19 protein-coding genes are annotated in these 19,324 nt (G+C 44.8%); 9 read left to right on the top strand and 10 right to left on the bottom strand.

The window, feature by feature from the left end; translation table 11 throughout:
* Positions 1-263 precede the first annotated feature (263 nt).
* The 3 genes from DW015_RS09410 to DW015_RS09400 all read left to right on the top strand — a co-directional run bounded on the left by DW015_RS09410 (position 264) and on the right by DW015_RS09400 (position 1,661).
* The gene (locus DW015_RS09410; RefSeq protein WP_117905451.1) at positions 264-839 is read left to right on the top strand and encodes a M15 family metallopeptidase; all 576 of its coding nucleotides are present in this window, start codon (positions 264-266) and stop codon (positions 837-839) included.
* A 113-nt stretch (positions 840-952) separates the two neighbouring features.
* A complete protein-coding gene (locus DW015_RS09405) occupies positions 953-1,105 on the top strand; it encodes a hypothetical protein (protein ID WP_242993261.1) in 153 nt (50 codons plus the stop codon).
* A gap of 184 nt (positions 1,106-1,289) precedes the next feature.
* On the top strand, positions 1,290-1,661 hold the full coding sequence (locus tag DW015_RS09400) for a metal-dependent transcriptional regulator (protein ID WP_022287718.1): 372 nt from the start codon (positions 1,290-1,292) through the stop codon (positions 1,659-1,661).
* Positions 1,662-1,748: 87 nt separating this feature from the next.
* On the opposite strand, the gene dnaJ is transcribed toward DW015_RS09400, so the two are convergent.
* The 6 genes from dnaJ to DW015_RS09370 form a co-directional block, all read right to left on the bottom strand.
* Positions 1,749-2,900, bottom strand: a complete 1,152-nt coding sequence (gene dnaJ, locus DW015_RS09395; protein WP_041337735.1) for a molecular chaperone DnaJ — start codon at positions 2,898-2,900, stop codon at positions 1,749-1,751.
* A 157-nt stretch (positions 2,901-3,057) separates the two neighbouring features.
* The gene (dnaK, locus tag DW015_RS09390) at positions 3,058-4,932 is read right to left on the bottom strand and encodes a molecular chaperone DnaK (protein ID WP_117905449.1); all 1,875 of its coding nucleotides are present in this window, start codon (positions 4,930-4,932) and stop codon (positions 3,058-3,060) included.
* Positions 4,933-4,995: 63 nt separating this feature from the next.
* Positions 4,996-5,598 (bottom strand): nucleotide exchange factor GrpE, encoded by a 603-nt coding sequence (grpE, locus tag DW015_RS09385; protein ID WP_117857895.1) that lies wholly within the window; start codon positions 5,596-5,598, stop codon positions 4,996-4,998.
* Positions 5,591-6,619, bottom strand: a complete 1,029-nt coding sequence (gene hrcA, locus DW015_RS09380) for a heat-inducible transcriptional repressor HrcA (RefSeq protein WP_117905448.1) — start codon at positions 6,617-6,619, stop codon at positions 5,591-5,593. The genes grpE and hrcA overlap by 8 nt, the downstream gene beginning before the upstream one ends.
* A 250-nt stretch (positions 6,620-6,869) precedes the next feature.
* Complete coding sequence (locus DW015_RS09375) at positions 6,870-7,619, bottom strand: hypothetical protein (RefSeq protein ID WP_117905447.1); 750 nt, start codon at positions 7,617-7,619, stop codon at positions 6,870-6,872.
* 29 nt (positions 7,620-7,648) lie between these two features.
* The gene (locus DW015_RS09370) at positions 7,649-8,473 is read right to left on the bottom strand and encodes a hypothetical protein (RefSeq protein WP_117905446.1); all 825 of its coding nucleotides are present in this window, start codon (positions 8,471-8,473) and stop codon (positions 7,649-7,651) included.
* Between the two features lie 221 nt (positions 8,474-8,694).
* Here DW015_RS09370 and sfsA point away from each other — a divergent pair, with 221 nt between their 5' ends.
* From sfsA to DW015_RS09340, 6 genes are all read left to right on the top strand, one after another.
* Positions 8,695-9,381: a DNA/RNA nuclease SfsA gene (sfsA, locus tag DW015_RS09365; RefSeq protein ID WP_117905445.1), complete on the top strand. Its 687-nt coding sequence runs from the start codon at positions 8,695-8,697 to the stop codon at positions 9,379-9,381.
* Between the two features lie 59 nt (positions 9,382-9,440).
* Entirely contained in the window at positions 9,441-10,604 is a 1,164-nt protein-coding gene (locus tag DW015_RS09360) for a stage II sporulation protein P (protein WP_117905444.1), read from the top strand.
* A gap of 172 nt (positions 10,605-10,776) precedes the next feature.
* Positions 10,777-12,171 carry a C40 family peptidase gene (locus DW015_RS09355; RefSeq protein WP_117905443.1) on the top strand — a complete coding sequence of 465 codons (1,395 nt, stop codon included), beginning with the start codon at positions 10,777-10,779 and terminating at the stop codon, positions 12,169-12,171.
* A gap of 213 nt (positions 12,172-12,384) precedes the next feature.
* Entirely contained in the window at positions 12,385-12,651 is a 267-nt protein-coding gene (locus tag DW015_RS09350) for a hypothetical protein (protein ID WP_022287708.1), read from the top strand.
* Positions 12,652-13,088: 437 nt separating this feature from the next.
* A complete protein-coding gene (locus DW015_RS09345; RefSeq protein ID WP_022287707.1) occupies positions 13,089-13,766 on the top strand; it encodes a response regulator transcription factor in 678 nt (225 codons plus the stop codon).
* A 25-nt stretch (positions 13,767-13,791) separates the two neighbouring features.
* Entirely contained in the window at positions 13,792-15,123 is a 1,332-nt protein-coding gene (locus DW015_RS09340; RefSeq protein ID WP_242989586.1) for a sensor histidine kinase, read from the top strand.
* Between the two features lie 116 nt (positions 15,124-15,239).
* Here the strand turns inward: DW015_RS09340 and DW015_RS09335 are convergent, their stop codons facing one another.
* The 4 genes from DW015_RS09335 to DW015_RS09320 form a co-directional block, all read right to left on the bottom strand.
* Positions 15,240-16,091, bottom strand: coding sequence for a putative manganese transporter (locus DW015_RS09335; RefSeq protein ID WP_022287705.1), 852 nt, complete (start codon positions 16,089-16,091; stop codon positions 15,240-15,242).
* A gap of 183 nt (positions 16,092-16,274) precedes the next feature.
* Positions 16,275-17,597: an ABC transporter permease gene (locus tag DW015_RS09330; RefSeq protein WP_117905442.1), complete on the bottom strand. Its 1,323-nt coding sequence runs from the start codon at positions 17,595-17,597 to the stop codon at positions 16,275-16,277.
* Positions 17,590-18,546 (bottom strand): ABC transporter ATP-binding protein, encoded by a 957-nt coding sequence (locus DW015_RS09325; RefSeq protein WP_242993260.1) that lies wholly within the window; start codon positions 18,544-18,546, stop codon positions 17,590-17,592. Before DW015_RS09325 ends, DW015_RS09330 begins: the two co-directional genes overlap by 8 nt.
* Complete coding sequence (locus DW015_RS09320; RefSeq protein WP_117905441.1) at positions 18,539-19,270, bottom strand: hypothetical protein; 732 nt, start codon at positions 19,268-19,270, stop codon at positions 18,539-18,541. The genes DW015_RS09325 and DW015_RS09320 overlap by 8 nt, the downstream gene beginning before the upstream one ends.
* Positions 19,271-19,324: the final 54 nt, after the last annotated feature.

Raw genomic sequence — 19,324 nt, 5'->3', positions numbered from 1 at the left:
CCAGCCCCTACAATGCTGAAATTATGCAAATTCTGAATACAAGCGGATATTCGGGAGAGTTTGCCATGCCGCAAAGTCGCTTCGCTCGGTGCTTGTACACAACTTTGGTCAGCTATGCTAATTCCTAATTCCTCATTCCTAATTCCTCACTCCTCACTCCTCACTCCTCACTCCTCATTTAGCTTCGCCGTGTATACTCTCCACACACATCTGCATATACTAAGTTAAAACATTTCTCCCCATCAGGACAAGGAGGTCAGTATATGGATTATCTTATGCTTGTGGATAAATTCAATCCCATAGATATGGGATTTTGCGATCGTGTGGAGTTGACGGAGGTAAACGGCAAGTTTATGGAATCTCAGGCAGGAAGCAGGCTCAGGCTTCTGCTCAAAAAGGCGGAAGCTGACGGCATAAAGCTGAAAATTATTTCCGCCTATCGCTCTTTTGAATATCAGCAGATGCTTTGGGAGCGTGAAGTATCTCACGAAATGTGGGGCGGTCTGAGTTATGAAAAGGCTGTGGAAAAGGTGGGCAGAACTCTCGCTCTCCCAGGGTCAAGCGAACACAACACAGGGCTTGCTGTGGATCTCGGCAGAGAGGGTGACAATGATGTGAGCGAGGATTTTTACAAGACGCCTGAATCACGGTGGCTTTGTGCAAATGCCGCAGATTTCGGCTTTATCCTTCGCTATCCTCGCCTTAAAGAGCAGATGACCGGCATTGATTTTGAGCCGTGGCATTATCGTTATGTGGGCGTTGAAGCCGCTCGTATCATTGCCGCAGGAGGGCTTTGCCTTGAGGAATTTCTGCACTTTTACTCGGAAAAATATATCTGAAAATCCTGTGAAAATAATTGACAGAAAGAGCATTGTGTAGTATAATTATAACAAAGCTATGAGCGATAGCCGCAAGTTTTTGTATGCTATTGCGAAAGAAAGGAAGTTTTGTTATGTCAAACTATTCAAGAAGGAAGTCGTTCTGGACTTTAATGGGTGCGATGATACTTGTTGTTGCGTCAACTGCACTTTTTGTATACAAATATTTTGAGGATAAGGAGTATGCCGAAAAGTGGAAAGACTATGACGAGTGCGGTATACAGTAAATAACAGACAGCTTTAAAGGCACTGCTTTTTGTGAGCAGTGCCTTTGTATATCAACACAATTCATTGATGTAAAGTTTATCGAAATCGCTGAAAAAGCGTGCTTGCACTTGAAATGCGGTTTGAAATGTGATATAATAGTCGTGATGACCTGATGACAAACTTGTTCTAGGGAGGGACGTTATAATGCAGATAAGAGAATCAGCTGAAAATTATCTCGAAACGATACTTATTCTCAGCCAGCGCAAGGGCAAAGGCGAGGTAAGAAGCATAGATATAGTAAACGAACTTGAGTTTTCAAAGCCGAGCGTAAGTGTGGCAATGAAAAATCTCCGTGAGAACGGCTATATAACTGTCGACAAGGACGGTTATATTCGTTTGACAGACAAGGGCTTGGAGATAGCCGAGAAAATGTATGAGCGTCATACGTTGCTTTCACAGTGGCTCATAAAGCTTGGTGTTGACGAGAAAGTTGCAGTAGAGGACGCTTGCCGTATGGAACACGTTATCAGTGCGGAGTCCTTTGCGGCTATCAAAAAGCACACAGGTATGGCTTGATAAGATGATAATTGCCGTGGGTCTTCCTGCGGCATTTTTTTATTGCAAACAAAAAAGGGAGAACAGCTTGTGCCGTTCTCCTTTTTGTTATTTGAATTTGTCTTTGAGCTTGTCAAAGAATGTTTTGCGCTTTGCGTAGTTCTTTTCACCGAGGGACTTTTCGTAGTCACGGAGCTTTTCTTTCTGCTCTTTGGTCAGATTGCGTGGAACTTCAACTGTTACACGAACGTAGTGGTCGCCGTGGTCGTTTCTGTTTACCTTCTTTATGCCCTTGCCTCTCAGGCGGAACACTGTGCCTGTCTGTGTACCCTCCGGCACTGTGTATTTTACCTTGCCGTCAACTGTAGGAACTGTTATCTCGTCACCGAGAGTAGCCTGTGCATAAGTAAGCGGTATCTCTGTCCACACGTCATAGCCGTCACGCTCGAAAATAGGGTCAGGTCGAACTGTAATGTTGATGTGCAGGTCGCCGTTAGGACCCCCGTTTATACCGCAGTTGCCCTCACCGCCTACTCTAAGCGTCTGACCATCGTCGATGCCAGCAGGAACGTTTATCTCCTTTTCAGATACCTTCTTTACTCTGCCTTGACCATTGCAGGTATGGCAAGGGTTGTCGATTATCTGACCCTTACCGCCACAGCGACTGCAAGTCGTGGTCTGAGCGATGTTTCCGAAAGGCGTTCTCTGTGTTATCCTTACTGTACCGGTGCCGTGGCAGTCAGGACAGGTCTTAGGCGAAGAACCTGCGGCTGCGCCTGTGCCGTGACAGTCAGGACATTTTTCGGCTCTGTTTATGCGAATTTTCACAGTCTTGCCCTTGCAGGCTTCCATGAAGTCAAGAACAACGTTCGCTCTTATATCCTCGCCACGTCTTGGTGCGTTAGGGTTAGCAGAACGTCCGCCACCGAAGCCACCGCCAAATCCACCGAAAATGGAATCGAAAATATCGCCCATGTCGCCAAATCCACCGAAGCCGCCTGCACCTGCTCCGCCTCCTGCGCCGTAGTTCGGGTCAACTCCTGCATGACCAAACTGGTCATATCTTGCTCTTTTATCTTTATCTGAAAGCACCTCATAAGCTTCATTTACTTCCTTGAACTTTTCCTCGCACTCTTTGTCGCCGGGGTGAAGGTCAGGGTGATACTGCTTTGCAAGCTTACGGAATGCCTTTTTTAATTCATCGTCTGTGGCAGTTTTAGAAACGCCAAGCACTTCATAGTAATCTCTTTTTTCAGCCATATAAACGCCCATGCTCTGTAAGCTGCAGATCGTGAAAGTCTTGGGGCATGGGCTTGCCTCCTTTTTGTAAGTATAGTCCTTTCACGCTTTTCACACAGCCTTTTAATACGGCAATAGCCCCTGCTCGGAAAATCGGAGCAGAGGCAGCCGTTATGATTTATTCTGCGTCAGTAAATTCAGCGTCTATAACATCGTCGCCGCCGTTGTTTGAAGCGCCGCCGTTGCTGCCGCCATTTGCTCCGCCCATGTTGTTAGGGTCAAAGCCTGCGGCACCGCCTGCTGCCTGCTGTGCCTGTGCAGCCTGCTGATATACCTTAGTTGCAACGCCCTGGAATGTTTCCTCAAGCTCCTTGTGCTTAGCCTTGATAGCCTCGATATCAGTACCCTTGAGGGCTTCCTTAAGAGCGTCTATCTTAGCCTGACAAGCTGACTTGTCAGCAGCGTCTACCTTGTCGCCGAACTCGCCCAGTGACTTTTCAGCCTGGAAGCAAAGCTGGTCAGCAGCGTTTCTTGCGTCAACGTCCTCTTTCTTCTTAGCATCCTCTGCTGCGAATGCCTCAGCTTCCTTGACAGCCTTATCTATATCGTCCTTAGACATATTTGTTGAAGAAGTGATCGTGATGTTCTGCTCCTTGCCTGTGCCAAGATCCTTAGCGGAAACGTGTACGATACCGTTAGCGTCAATATCGAATGTTACCTCGATCTGTGGAACACCTCTTGGAGCAGGAGCGATTCCGTCAAGTCTGAACATACCGAGCTGTTTGTTGTCCTTAGCAAACTCACGCTCACCCTGAAGTACGTTGATATCAACGGCTGACTGATTATCAGCGGCAGTTGAGAATATCTGTGACTTCTTTGTAGGGATAGTTGTATTTCTCTCGATGATCTTTGTGCAGATACCGCCCATTGTTTCAAGACCAAGTGACAGTGGAGTTACATCGAGGAGGAGCAGACCGTCCTTAACGTCGCCTGCAAGTACGCCGCCCTGATATGCAGCGCCAAGTGCTACGCACTCATCCGGGTTGATGCCCTTGAATGGCTCTTTGCCAAGGAATTTCTTAACAGCTTCCTGAACGGCTGGTATTCTTGAAGAACCGCCGACCATAAGGACTTTCTGGAGGTCGTTAGCTGACAGACCAGAATCTGAAAGTGCCTGACGAACCGGTCCCATTGTTGACTCAACAAGGTCTGCTGTCATTTCGTTGAATTTAGCCTGTGTAAGTGTCATTTCAAGATGCTTTGGACCTGTAGCGTCTGCTGTGATGAATGGGAGAGAGATAGTTGATGAAGCAGTAGAAGAAAGCTCTATCTTAGCCTTCTCAGCAGCTTCCTTAAGTCTCTGCATTGCCATTTTATCCCCTGAGAGGTCAACACCCTCAGTCTTCTTGAACTCTGCGATCATCCAGTCGATAATTCTCTGGTCGAAGTCGTCACCGCCAAGGTGGTTGTTACCTGCTGTAGCAAGAACCTCTGTAACACCGTCGCCCATTTCGATGATAGATACATCGAATGTACCGCCGCCCAGGTCGTAAACCATGACCTTCTGATCGTCTTCCTTATCGATTCCGTAAGAAAGTGCAGCGGCTGTTGGCTCGTTGATTATTCTCTTTACTGTCAGACCTGCGATCTGACCTGCGTCCTTAGTAGCCTGTCTTTGTGCGTCTGTGAAGTAAGCAGGAACTGTGATAACGGCTTCTGTTACCTTTTCACCCAGATAAGCTTCTGCGTCAGCTTTCAGCTTCTGAAGTATCATAGCTGAGATCTCCTGTGGAGTGTAATCCTTGCCGCCCATGTGAGCCTTGTAGTCAGAGCCCATATGTCTCTTGATAGAAATTACAGTGTTGTCATAGTTTGTAACAGCCTGTCTTTTTGCTACCTGACCGATAAGTCTGTCGCCGTTCTTTGAAACGCCAACTACTGACGGAGTTGTTCTTGCACCCTCGCTGTTAGGGATAACAACGGCTTCGCCGCCCTCCATAACTGCTACACAAGAGTTTGTTGTACCTAAATCTATACCGATGATTTTGCTCATAAGATCAAGTCCTTTCAAAATTTACTTAATTTATATCAAGACCTTTAGTCCCGATGTCTTTGTTTATGGGTTTGCGACTATTACCATTGCGTGTCTTATGACCTTGCCGCCTATGGTGTAGCCGTTTTGGAGAACCTGCGCCACAATATTTTCACCGAGGTCAGGGTCGTCAACTGTGCTTACAGCCGTTGCAACGTTCGGGTCAAATTCCTTGCCTGCAAGCTCCATGACCTCAACGTTGAGTTTTTTCAGAGCGTCACTGAACTGATTGAAGATCATTTCAACACCCTGTTTATAAACTGCGTCCTGAGTTTCTGTGCCTAACGCTCTTTCAAAGTTGTCAAACACCGGTAGGAAGCCGTTTATCACATTTCCCTTTGCTGTGTCTGTAAGCTCCAGTCTTTCCTTTGCGCTTCTTTTTCTGAAATTATCATATTCAGCCATAAGTCTGAGATACTTGTCATTTGCTTCGGCAAGCTCTTTTTTCAGCTTTTCTGTTTCGCTCTCCTCCGCCTTTTTCTCTGTATCCTCAGTGGCATTTTCTGCGGTATCCGCCGCTTCTTTCACTTCTTCGCTTTCAGCAGAGGTGTTTTCCTCTTTTTCAAGCTCGGTGTCCTTTTCAGTTTCCTTACTCAATTTACGCCGCCTGCCTTTCTTTTTATTCATTTTCGTCATCTTCTTTGTTTTGCTCTTGTGGCTTTTCGGATATCATTTCCGATATCTTTCCTGTGAAATACTCGAGATATGGGATAAACTTCGCATAGTCGAGCCTCATAGGTCCTATAAGCCCCAGCGCACCTGCTGTTTTGCCGTCCTTTGAGAACGGAGCTGTTATAATAGAGGAGTTGTGGATAACAAATCCGTCACGCTCAGGGGAGAACATAACGTGAAGCCCTGAGAACGTTTCGTCTATAAATCCTTTAAGCTCCTTCTGATTATCGAGAAAGCTTATTATCTCATTTTGGTTGAAGTCCTTGCAGGTGAGAAGATTACTCTGACCTTTGATAGACACGCTGCTCATTTCCTTTGTCATCTTCATTATCTCGGAAACAAGCGGTGAAAGGGTCATCATGTACGTTCCCATTGCTTCTGTGAGCTTTTCAAGATAAGCGTCCGAAAGACTGTCGATAGGCACGCCGTTGAGATTTTCCTTTACGAAGTTATCAAAAAACTCAAGCTGATCCTGACTGAGGTCGAACTCCAATCGGCAAACCTTATTCTTAATAGAGCCGTTGGACGTTATCATCAAAATAACGTACATTCTCTTTCCTGCAGGTATTACCTCTACCTTTGAGATAAGGGAGAACTTTGGCGTTGCGTTTGCGACCACTGCCGCACATTTCGTAAGATCCGCCAATGCCATTGAAGCCTTGTTCACAAGATCTTCCTCTGTGACATATTCCTGCGGTATCATTGAATCCAGCATCTTCTTTTCATTTGCTGTAAGCTGGTTTTGTTCCATGAGCTGGTCAACATAAAGCCTGTAGCCCTTATATGTTGGTATCCTGCCTGCGGAGGTGTGTGGCTGTTCGAGATAGCCTTGCTTCTCAAGCTCTGCCATTTCATTTCTTATGGTCGCTGAGGACGCTTTGACGTGAGCCATTATCGCCTTTGAGCCTACAGGCTCGCCTGTTACGATATATTCATTGACTACCGCTGAAAGTATTTTCAGCTTGCGGTCGTCCATTTGCTCACCACCCGTTCTTCTTGTTAGCACTTATTGTATTTAAGTGTTAGCACTCTTTCTTCTCGAGTGCTAAGTATAGTTTATACCCTTTTGACAATTTTGTCAAGGGGTTTAAGACTATTTTTCTCACAAATTTCAAAAATATTTGAACTTCTTTTCCGTCATATTGCACAACGCTTTGCTGAAAATGCAAAAAGCGGGCAGACCGCAGTGGTCTGTCCGCCCAATGTTGGAAAAATATCCGATATAATTATTCTTCTGTATAAGCAGAAAGGTCTGGAACGGCAAGCAGGCTGTCGTCCGCTTCGCCTATGGAATCTACAGTGAAATAAACTGCATTTGATTCGTCAGCACCCTCTGGGAGCAGAACTATCTGCTGAAGGTCATATGTAGCGCCGTCAAAACTGTAAACTATCTGACCCTCAGCACCTGCAACGGCACTGTCGAGCTTATAGTATTCGTGAACAACATTTGTGCTTGCGTCAACATATGCGTGGTCGAAATCGAGAGCCGCACCGAAAAGAATGTCAGAGTCCTTCCAAGCGTTCTCGTCAGCTTCATTTACCGAGTAAGTAGTTGTTGCCTCAGAAACGTTATACTTCTTGCCGTCGCCTGGGTAAACAGCATATGACTTCATGCCCTGTATGGTGCTTGACTCGTAAGCCTTGCCATCCTTTACGCAGATAGTATATTTTGTTCCGCTGTTTGACATCTGCCCCTCAAGTGTAACGAGGTAGCCGTCTGCATATTTTTCTTTGAGCTGCTCAAATGCTCTGAAATCGCCGTCAACGTCATAATCTGTTGTGCCTGCGTTTGTGGAAGTGCTGTCAGCTGTGCTTTCGTCTGCTGTGCTTTCAGCAGGAGCGGCAGACTCTGCGGCAGCCGTTGTTGTAGTAGTTGTTTCAGCCTTTGAAGAGCTTGCAGTATCGTTCTCAGTGCAGCCTGCCATTGCTGTACACATTGCCAAAGCTGCAATAATAGTTACCATTTTCTTGTTCATAATATTTTGCCTCCGAAAAATGACAAGAATTACTCGGCTGACTCAGCGCCTGACTCAACATCGAGTTCAGCGTCATAAGGGATATCGTCAGTGCTCATATCGAAAGACTGCTCTGTCCAACTGTCAAAATCGTCAGGGAGCTTGACTTCAACGTTTTCAGTTGTGAATGAGTTTACTGTAACAGTAGTCGTTGAGCCGTCAGAAATAGTTTCTATCTTAACCAGATCCTTTGTGTCAGCATTGAAGTAATACTTGAATGTTGTTGTGAAAGAATTATCGTCAGAATTGCTTGTGTCGAGAGTTACGCCTGATTCAAGCTCAATGCCCGAATCTTCTGCTTTTTCAAAAGTTTCGCAGATAAGACCGTCGTCAGTTGTTTCAGAGCTTATGAACTTGTAGCTGTCGTTAATGCCGTAGCCTATCTCGCTCTTGAAGTCGTCGATAGATTCTTCCATATCAACAGTGTAATACGTTTTTGACTCGCTGTCAAGTGTGTACATAACGCCGTCGATACTATAGATGTCCATATCCACGCCCATAACTTTCATTTTCATGTGCATATTGCCGCCTGCTATCTCAACAACGGCTGATGAATTGTCATATTCGCTTGCCACTGTCATGTCGATAGCAAGGCTCTCGCCCTGTATCTTCTTTGTATACTGCGCTGTGAGAGTATCCTCGAGATCTGTGGCTGTGCCTGCTTCTGAAGCGGTTGACTCGTCAGCGGCTGCGCTTGTTTCTGCCTTTGATGTGCTGTCTGCTTTTGATGAGCTTGAAGAACTGCTGTCAGAACAGCCTGCCATTACTGCGCATGACATTATAAGTGAAACGAGAAGTGCAGTTATTTTTTTCATATAAATACCTCTTTCTGAAATTTTAATAAATTATTATAGTTATATAACCTATACTCAAAACTATAACACATTTCACAAATAACGTCAATAGATTTTGTGAAATATTTTTCCCTTTTCGTATCGAACCACAAATCAGCAAAGCTAAGAAAGCATGATTTAGGTATTTATAATCAAACATATTTGTGGTATAATGTGAATAGTAAGAATAAAAGGAGCGAATTATGAGATACGATAATATACATAAAGGCAAATTTCTATCAAGACCGAACAGGTTTATCGCCAACGTTGAGATAGACGGTAAAGCCGAGGTCTGCCATGTGAAAAATACGGGCAGATGCAAAGAGCTTTTGATCGAGGGGTGTACTGTTTGGCTTGAACATTCAGACAGTGCGTCAAGAAAGACCGCTTTTGACCTTGTTGCAGTGGAAAAAGGTGACAGGCTCATAAACATGGACAGCCAAGCCCCCAATAAGGCGGTAGGGGAGTGGCTGAGAGAAAAAATGCCTTTTGGCGAGGGCTTCTCGGTCTATCCCGAAAAGAAATACGGCAATTCACGCTTTGATTTTTACTTAGAGTCGCAGGACAGAAAAATTTTCATGGAAGTCAAGGGCTGTACGCTGGAGAAGGACGGAGTTGTGCTTTTTCCTGACGCTCCTACCCTCCGTGGGGTGAAGCATATAGAGGAGCTTTCTCACTGCCTTGACGAGGGGTATGAGGCTTATATAATGATACTCGTTCAGATGAGCGATGTGAAATATTTCACTCCAAATTATGACACTCACCCTGAGTTCGGAGAGGCTTTGGAGAAAGCTTCCCGAAAGGGCGTGAAGATACTATGCTATGACTGCAACGTGACCCATGACTCTATGACAGTGGGCAAGCCTGTTAAGGTGAAGCTGGGCAGGTAATATGACGGCTCGTCCTGCATATACATTATAATACTAAGATGTACATGGGAGTGACAGCATTGGATATAAAGAAAGTTTGCCTGCGTTGTGTTGCAGTTATAATTGTGGCGTTCGTTATGCCCACGGGGATATGGCTTTATGCAAGATCTGCAAGCAGGTTCAGCAGGGTGGCGGCTGTGGCGGCAGGGGTGGCTATGGGAGAATACAAGCCTTGTTTCGCTATGGAAAGTGAAACGGACACGGCATCAAAGCCTGTGGTATCAAACAAGCTTGAAGCAGCGGTGGTGTCAAAGCACAGCATATGGGATATGGATATGGCACCACAGGAGAAGCAAACGCCCTCTGTAAGCGCAGAAGTGCCAAGTCCTTTGCCTGCACAGGACGTGACTGACAAGATACCATATCCTGCAAGCATGGAGGGAAATGACGGTGTTATAGAAAAATACACCTACGGCAGATATGACGGCGAGCAGTATTTCGATCTTGACGGCGGCGGTCAGGTAAGAAACTGCACGGAGCTTTCAAATGATGAGCTTTACGAGGAAAGCTCAAAGCCGTATGATTTTCAAATAGACGGAAATTCCTCTGAGCCGCAGATACTTATTTATCACACCCACGCCACGGAAAGCTTTGAGCCAACAGACAAAGACCATTATGACAGCTCCTTTTCCTGCAAGACTACCGACCCCGAAATGAATATGCTGTCGGTAGGGGACAAGATATGCGAACAGCTTGACAAAGCAGGCGTTGCGTATATCCACGATACACTTGTGCATGATTATCCAAGCTATGACGGGTCTTACGATTCGAGCCGTATGGCGGTAAAGCAGATATTGGAGGAGTACCCCTCTATAAAGGTGTGCCTTGACGTTCACCGTGACGGCATAGAGCGTGAGGACGGCACAAGGCTTGCACCTGTGGCGGAGATAGAGGGCAGGGAAGCGGCTCAGCTTATGATAATATCAGGGTGTGATGACGGCACTATGGGTATGCCTGACTATATGAAGAATTTTCACTTTGCCTGTGCCTTGCAGTCGGCTTTGGAGAGCGATTGGCAGGGGCTTACAAGGCCTGTACTTTTCGACTATCGCCACTATAATCAGGACTTGACCACCGGCTCGCTTCTTATAGAGGTGGGAAGTCACGGCAATTCTATCACTCAGGCACAGTATACAGGCGAGCTTATAGGAAAGACCTTGGGTGAGATGTTCGGAGGAGAATAGGTGCAATAACGCACAAAATATGTGTGGCGAATTGTCTTAAAATGCCGAAAATACAGCTTTTAGCGGTCGGTTTCTTGACAAGAACGGGGTTTTGCGTTATAATAAAAGGGACTACATAAACGTTACAGCGTGAGAAATATATAATACGCTTATATTTTGGAGAACTGATATTATGAAAAAAATTTACCCCATGAAAAGAATAGCCACAGGCTGTATGGCTCTGTGCATAGCTTTTGTCGCCTTTGGTTTTTCTGACAACAGTGTGAAAGATGTCGTAATGGCGGATAACGATACATACAGCAGTCAGCTTGAAGAGCTAAAAAAGCAACAGCAGGAGCTTGATAAGCAGATAGCTGACGCTGACAAAAAGCTTGCCGACGAGCAGGATAACCTTGAGGCTATAAAGAAAAAATATAAGTCCATACAGAAAAAGATAGCAAATTCAGAGAAATATTCCTCTGAGCTTGAAGACCAAATGGCAGAGCTTGACGGCAAACAGCTTGACACTCAGCACAGCCTTGACTTGCAGGAAGCTGCAATAAACGAGGGCAAGGACGATTTTATGGAGCGTATTCGTGCAATGTATGTTGCAGGCGGAGCAAATTCGTACACAAACGTGCTGATAAATTCATCTGATTTTTATGACGTTCTTATGAGGATAGAGCTTGTGACGAGAGTTGCAAAGCACGATAATGACGAGCTTAACGAGCTTTTGGATCAGTATAAAAAGCTTGAAAAGACCAAGGCGGAGCTTGATGAGCAGATAAAACAGCTCAAAGCAAAGGCTGAGGAATATGCCAAGGAGCAGAAAACTTTGGCGGGCGAGCAGGCGGAGCTTTTGAAAATGGAGCAGGAGTCGGGCAAGCTTATCGAGCAGATAAAGAACGATAAGAGCGACCTTGAAAATAAGTCACAGCAGGTGGACAATAAGTATTCGGAGGTGTCCTCAAAGGCGAATACCACCACGACTGCGACCACCACCAAGAAAAAGACTACCACCACCAAAAAGAGTGGTAACAGCGGTGAAAAGACCACCACCACGAAGAAGCCGGCTCAAACGGAAAAGCCTGACGAAACTACGGTTCAGACTACCACAACTCCGCAGGAAACAGCTAAGCCAAAGCCTGAAACAAGCAAAAAGACCACTACCACAACAACAGCAGCGCCTGCACCTAAGCCTGATAATTCAAGCGGTTCTAAAATAGACACTGTTGTTTCATATGCCAAAAGCATGGTGGGCGGAGCGTATGTATGGGGCGGTTCACAGTTTGGTGCAACGGATTGTTCGGGTCTTGTGATGCTCTCGTTCGCACAGGTGGGAATAAATCTTCCGCACTATGCGGCTTCGCAGGCTTTATACGGCACTACAGTTTCATATAACAACATGAAGAAGGGCGACGTTATCTTCTTTGGCGGAGCGTCGATCTCGAGCATTTACCACGTTGCTATCTATATCGGCGACGGCAAAATGGTACACGCCCAGAACACTGCCACTGGTATCGTTATTTCAAATGTTGAGTATTTTTCAAGATACAACAACATCACTATAATCAAAAGACTTATATAACGTAAAAACGCAGTCTGCAAGGGCTGCTTTTTATATATATAACGATTCAACAGAAAACGCCACGAAAATTCATATAAAATTACTTAAATGTGAACATTCATTTTCAAACCTATTGACAAAGCTAAGTATTTGTGATATAATTAAACCAAATAAAGATTGTAGGCTTTGATAACAATTGCTGTGCAAAACAGCAGTAAGGCAGGGGGAAGAATAATGGATAGTCTGAAAACGTGTTTTTTTGGCGGCTATGATAAGCTTGATACATTAAAATATATCGACACCATAACAAGCGAGATCTATATGCTGGAGTCGGCTATCGAAAAGAAAAAGAACGGTGATAACTTTGTTATCCCCGGAGAAACAGGTCAGCGAAAGCTCAAAGGCTCAGCGCTTGGCGGATTTGCAAAGCCTGATGTGGACAGCTACATCTGTGCGCTTCTTGGAAAGGCGGCTGAGCTTCGTGAAAAGCTTTGCAGCTAACGGCTAATAAAGGCAAAAAAATATCCGCAGAGGTCATTTTATATGGCTTCTGCGGTTTTTTGTCGTATCTTGTCTTAAAAGAGCAATAAAAAAATTAATACCCACTTCCATCGGCTGAAATGAGCATTAATTTTTATAGAATTATGAAAGGGATTCTTTGGTATTTGGTAAAACCTAAAGACGAGGAAATGTATCAGCGACTTGGGGAATCGCAGAGGGAAAGAAGATAAAAACCTGACTTTAAGTTTTACCAATTACCAAAGCTTTTTTTGTATCTTCTGCTGTGATTATATAATACCAGTTCTGTGTGAACCGAATATGAATTTTCAGGGGATTTCGGAGAGTTTTTTGAAAAAAATAAATGTTAATCACCAGTTCACAATTATAAGCTATAATGTCATTATTGGGGAATTCTTTTTTACGAGGGAGGATATTTTATGTTTCAGATACTTGTGGTGGAGGACGACGCAAGCCTTAGAAAGCTCATGTCTGCCGCACTTAAACAGCATGGCTATGTGACTTTTCTTGCAAATGACGGTCTGGAGGCTTTGGACGTTCTTGAAAAAACGAATATTGACCTTATAATTTCAGATATAATGATGCCGAATATGGACGGCTATGAGCTTACAAGACAGCTCAGAAAGGCTGATTTCAACCTGCCTATACTTATGGTCACCGCAAAGGAGACCTTCGAGGACAAGCAGGAGGGCTTTTCTGCCGGCACAGACGATTATATGGTAAAGCCTATTGATATAAATGAGATGATACTCCGTGTGGGTGCGCTTTTAAGGCGTTCAAAAATGGCGTCGGAACATTCTCTTACTGTGGGAAACTGCGTGCTTGATTATGACGCTATGAGCGTGGCGGTTGACGGCGGTGCGGCGGAAACTATACCGCAAATGGAGTTCAAACTGCTTTTTAAACTGCTCAGCTACCCTGACAAGATATTCACACGCCGTCAGCTCCTTGACGAGCTTTGGGGCATGGATAAGGACGTTGATGAGCGTACTGTTGACGTTCACGTTAAAAGGCTGAGAGAGCGTTACGGAAGCTGTGAGTCATTCGATATTGTCACGGTTCGTGGACTTGGCTATAAGGCTGTGAAAAAGCAGTGATAGATAAGCCTGAGGGGTGAGGGGTTTGGATAAGAAAAAGACCAAAAATAAAACAAGTTTGCAGTTTAAGCTGACTCTTATGTTTTTCTTTGTGATGCTGGTGTCGGCTTCTATATCGGTGTCAGTGCTTGTAATGGTGTGCAGTCCTGTAATGAAAAGCAATGCCGAACAGCAGTTGGTGGAGCTTTCCATGGCAATGGATCAGCTTGAAGAAAAGGGCGGTTTTACTGTTGACGAGATAGTTTCCATTGTGAACAATTCAGCCTATAGTCTGTCAGTGGTGGATAAAAACGATTCAAGAGTACACGACCATTTTGCGGATATCGTGCATAAGGGATATTATGTGTCCTCAGAGGGTGTTGTGCCTAACGCAACTATAATCTCCCAGGTCTATGATAAGTTCGTTATCATAGACAGCTTTTCAAGCGACAGCGTTTACTGGGTAGTAAACCTTGTTGTCATCATAGCTTTTATGGTCTGTATCGTTATCGGTACTATTATAACAGCGTTCATGAGCCGAAGCATTATACAGCCTATACGAGATCTTAGTGCGGCGGCGGCTGAGATAGCAAAGGGCAATTTTAAGGTAAGAGTAAGAGAGCCGTCTGATCCTGAATACAGCATACTTGCGCAGAACTTTAACAAAATGGCTGAGGAGCTTGCAGGTACGGAAACGCTGAGAGGCGATTTTATCTCAAACGTTTCCCACGAGTTCAAAACGCCTCTGGCTTCCATACAGGGCTTTGCAAAGCTTCTGCAATCTGACGATATAACCGAGCAGGAGCGTGAGGAATACACGCAGATAATAATCGACGAAACATCACGGCTTTCAAAGCTTTCGTCAAATATTTTGAGGCTCACAAAGCTTGAAAATCAGAAAACAGTGGGCAAAAAGACAAGATTTTCTCTTGACGAGCAGATAAGAAAAATACTTCTTGTGCTTGAACCTGAGTGGTCGAAGAAAAAAATCGACCTTGATATCGACCTTGAGGATATCATGTATGTGGGCAGTGAGGAGCTTATGGCGCAGATATGGCAGAATATCATCAACAACGCTATCAAGTTCACCCCGGAGGGCGGAAAGATAAGCGTGAAGCTTTTCCGCAGCGAGAAGAATATTTCGGCGGAGATATGGGACAACGGTCCGTCTATAGCCCCTGACGTAAAGGCGAAGATATTTGATAAGTTCTATCAGGGCGACCGCTCCCGTGCAACAGAGGGCAACGGTCTTGGACTTGCACTTGTAAAAAGGATAATCGAGCTTTCCGAGGGCAGCATAGAGGTAGAAAACGATATGAAAAAAGGCGGCGTTTGCTTCCGCATAAGCCTGCCTTATCTTATTGAGGATATGATGTAGTGTAGGTGCGACCGTGGGTCGCCCGCCTATCACAACCCATTATACATACGAAGAATTTTTGCAAACAAAAAGGAGCAGTTCATTGCGAATTGCTCCTTTTATCTGTCTATCATATTTTAGAACAGACTTGCCACAAAGCCTGCTGCCACACCGAAAACATAAAGTATTCCCATTATGGCGAAATTCTCTTTCATGTTGTGCTTGTTGGTCTTGAAAAGCACCAGAAGTCCCACTCCTGCTCCTGTGCAAAGTCCTGCGATAAGCGAGCCGAAGCTCACAACGCCCTCGATATAAAGCTGAGTGAGAACAACAGAAGCCGCACAGTTCGGGATAAAGCCTATTATTCCTGCTATGAACGGCTGAACTATGCTGTCAGACATAAGCAGGGTCTTTACTGTGTCCTCTCCTGCAAACTCCATTACTGCACCGAGAATAAGGTTTACCGCAAATATAAAAAGTATTATGCTTACAGTGTGGTGAAGTGCCGAGTGCAAAATACTGTGGTGTTCGCAGTCGCAGTCCTCGCATATCTCCTTGAAAGGCTCTTCGTCCTGCTTTTTGCCCATAAGCTTTAAGATAAGGTCAACAAGCACACCTGCTATTATAGCCACAGCTACCTTTATAAGAATAAGCTGCCAAAGCTTGCCGGCAAATGCAGGGTTTGCTATCATCATTGGTATTGCCTCGTCACTTGTGGCAAGGTATACCGAAATGAGAGTTCCCATTGTGATGAGCCTGCCTGAGTAAAGGTTGGAAGCTACAACGGAAAATCCGCACTGCGGCACTGCTCCAAGTATGCTTCCTCCTATCGCACCAAAAGGTCCCATTTTTCTAAGAGCCTTTCCAAGCTTGTCGGCAGAACGATGTTCTATATACTCTATAAGCAGATAAACTCCGAACAGAAAAGGCAGGATCTTAAGGCTGTCTATTAATGCGTCAAGAAAAACGTCAACTAAAGTTTCAAACATATATCTATCTCCTGTAAATTATCTATGGTTTTAAAACGGTCTTTATGTCAACTCGACTATTATACAATATTTATTCAGCCTTGTCAATCTTATGTTTATATGATAATCTGTTCATTTGTTTACCCTTTTCAGCAACAAAAAACGGGCGGATTTTCTCCTCCCGTTTGATGTTTTTATTCTGTTTTATACAGAACGCTTTGTAAAGCCGTCCCATGCGGTGAGCAGGAACACCACCATGTGTGCTATAAGAACGCCTACGGCAAAGGTCAGGCTGTGCTGAGCAAATATTGAGTAGCCCTTTGAGATAGAAGCAAGGTCTGTGTTTGCGAACACAAGGAATCTTGCCCAATCCTGTCCAAGCTGACCCAAAAGCTGTGTGACCGTTGAGCCTATGCACATTGTGAATACACTGACGCCGATAGCAAGGGCTGTGCTTCTTACAAGTGACGAGATAGCAAACGCCAGTGTTGACATTACCACCATTTCAACGCTTTTCATCAGATATTGCTCTGCCGCATAAAGCAGTGTAGGCATTTCTTTTACATCGCCGCCGCTTACATAGATATAAGGCGTTGAGAAGCCGTCAAAGCCGAGCATAAGCCCTGTAATAGGTATCATTACCACGAAAAGTATGCAAAGCATTATGTAACCCACTGTGATGACAGTGAAGTATTTTGACATGAGTATCTTCCAGCGTTTAACAGGGTTAATAAGCAGGAACTTGACAGTCCCCTGTGAAAATTCGGAGGATACAATGCCGCCTGCAATAACGATAGCAAGCAGTGCGACTACTGTTACAAGGGAAGTGCTTGTGAGAAACACTGTCCAGAATGTTATCTGCTCAGGCTCGCTTGTTTCAAACAGCGTCATTTGGTTTGCTGTGTTGTCGAGCTTATCATTGTCAAGCTGATAGAGTGCAAGTTTTATATTATCCTCCAGCTTTGCTCTGCTGTTCTGTCCGTCAGACTTTGCGTCGCCCATGGTCGCAATGGTGTTTTTTGCGTTTGCAACTGTCATGATAAGATCGTTTTTCTTCTCGTTTGACTTGTCAAAGGAAATATCCTTGTCCAACCTGTATTGATATTCCCACTTTTCGCCCTCTGTGAGTATGTCATTATCCAGCCTGTATTGACAGAAGCCACGCCAATCGTTGTCGTCAAGATACTTCTTTATCCCTGACATATCACCGGTGCCGTCTGCAAACATGGCTGACAGTACGTCATATCTCCAATCATCGCTGTCGATATCGTTGTCGATCAGATACTGCCACATTGCGATCTCGTTAGGGTCGCCGTTTGTGTCTTTGAGCCAATCTATGGTTTGCTGATAATCACCGGTTGCGTCATAGCTTGAATAGTTATTGCTCTCCATATTGTGCTTTGCAAAAAGCGCAATGCCTGAAAGTCCAAGCGCACATATTATTATAAGCACGATCATTATTTTTGTGGATAGCTTTTTGAAAACCTTTATGTACTCGTTTTTCACAAGTCTGAAAAATCTAGCCAATCTGTACGCCCCCTTCCTTTCCTCCTGTAAGCTCGATGAATACGTCCTCAAGCTTCTTGTTCTCTCTGCGGTGAACAGTGTAAAGTGAAACTCCGCCCTCGATAAGCGTCTTGTTTACCGACGCTATCTTTTTCTTCTCTATCTCCACAGGGATAGAAAGTACAACTGCACCTGTTTCCTTGTCGATACGCTTGCCCTCGTCTGCGAGTTTTATAAGACCCATAGCCTTTTGCGGGTCGTCAACTTCAAGTACATATTCAGCCATACTGCTGTCAGACTGTGAGATAAGCTCCTCCATTGTGTATGAGCCTATCATTTTTCCGTTTGCGATAATGCCCACTCTGTCGCACATCATTTCCATTTCGCTCATGAGATGTGACGATACCACAACGCAAGTACCTTCCTTGTGAGCAAGCTCTTTGAGTATGTCACGAAGCTCCTTTATGCCCTGTGGGTCAAGACCGTTTGTAGGCTCGTCAAGTATAAGAAGCTTTGGTCTGTGCAGGATAGCCTGCGCAACGCCAAGACGCTGACGCATGCCCAGAGAGTATTTCGACACCTTGTCATTAATGCGGTTTGAAAGCCTTACAAGCTCCACCACCTCTTTGATACGCTCCTCAGTTACTCCCTCTCTCATTCTTGCATACTGACGGAGATTTTCCATGCCCGAAAGATATTTATACATCTCAGGATTTTCAACAATGCCGCCCACGTTCGCCATTGCTCCCTCAAAGTCTTTTCTTATATCCTTTCCGTCAATGGATATCTCACCCTCGTCAAGCTGTAAAAGTCCCACTGCTATCTTTATAGTTGTGGTCTTTCCTGCGCCGTTAGGACCGAGAAAGCCGTAGACCTCGCCGCTGTAACACTCCATATCTATGCTGTGAAGTATCTGCTTTTTGCCAAGGGTCTTGTTAAGCCCCTTTATCTTTAGAATAGTATCACTCAACGCTGTCTGCCCCCTCGCTGTCGGATTTTTCTGCACTGCTGTCCGGAACTATCTCAGACTCAGCCTTGCTTTCATCAGCCACGCTGTCACTGTTGTTATCATCAAAGTTGTAATCCTCGCCATATCCGTAGTCGCTGGACGTTGCTATCTTCCAGCCGTCAGAGGTACGCAAAAGATAAAATTCAGCATATTCATAGCTGAAAATCGCCTTGTATGAAGATTTGCTAGGCTCATAGTTGTCGGAATTTGTGTAGTTACCGCTCGTCATGGTGTTTATGCCGTTGGTTGTGAGAAAAGTCGGGTCACCCTTTGACACGTCATAGCACACATTATATATCATAATGACCTTTGCTCCGTCAGCTCCACTCTTGTTTATTGACATCTCTTTTATGTCATACTCAGCCGAGGTGATATCTCCACCCTGCTTTGCAACTTCAGCTTGGTTTATTTCCTCCAGAAGTCCTGACTTTGACGAAGCGTACTCATTGTCAGAAGTGGTGTAGTCAGTATAATGCTTATTCACAAAATCTGTCAGTTGACTTTTTAACTTATCACTGCTTCCAACGTTTGCACTTGTCAAGTCTGCGATATAATCCCTCATGGTCTGTTCTATCTCAGGCTTGGAAGTCTTGAACTGGTTGTTATCATACACTGAGTAGCATACAACGCCCAGCGCAAGCACACCGCCAAGAACCAAACCTCTGTTTATGTTTCTTAGTTTCACAGTTTCTCCTCCTTGTGTCTTATCTTTTTCAGACGTATTTTTTAGTGGCATATA

The sequence above is a fragment of the Ruminococcus sp. AF37-20 genome, from assembly GCF_003460465.1.
GTDB lineage: Bacteria > Bacillota > Clostridia > Oscillospirales > Ruminococcaceae > Hominimerdicola > Hominimerdicola aceti.
This window is presented reverse-complemented; position numbering and strand designations above follow the sequence as displayed.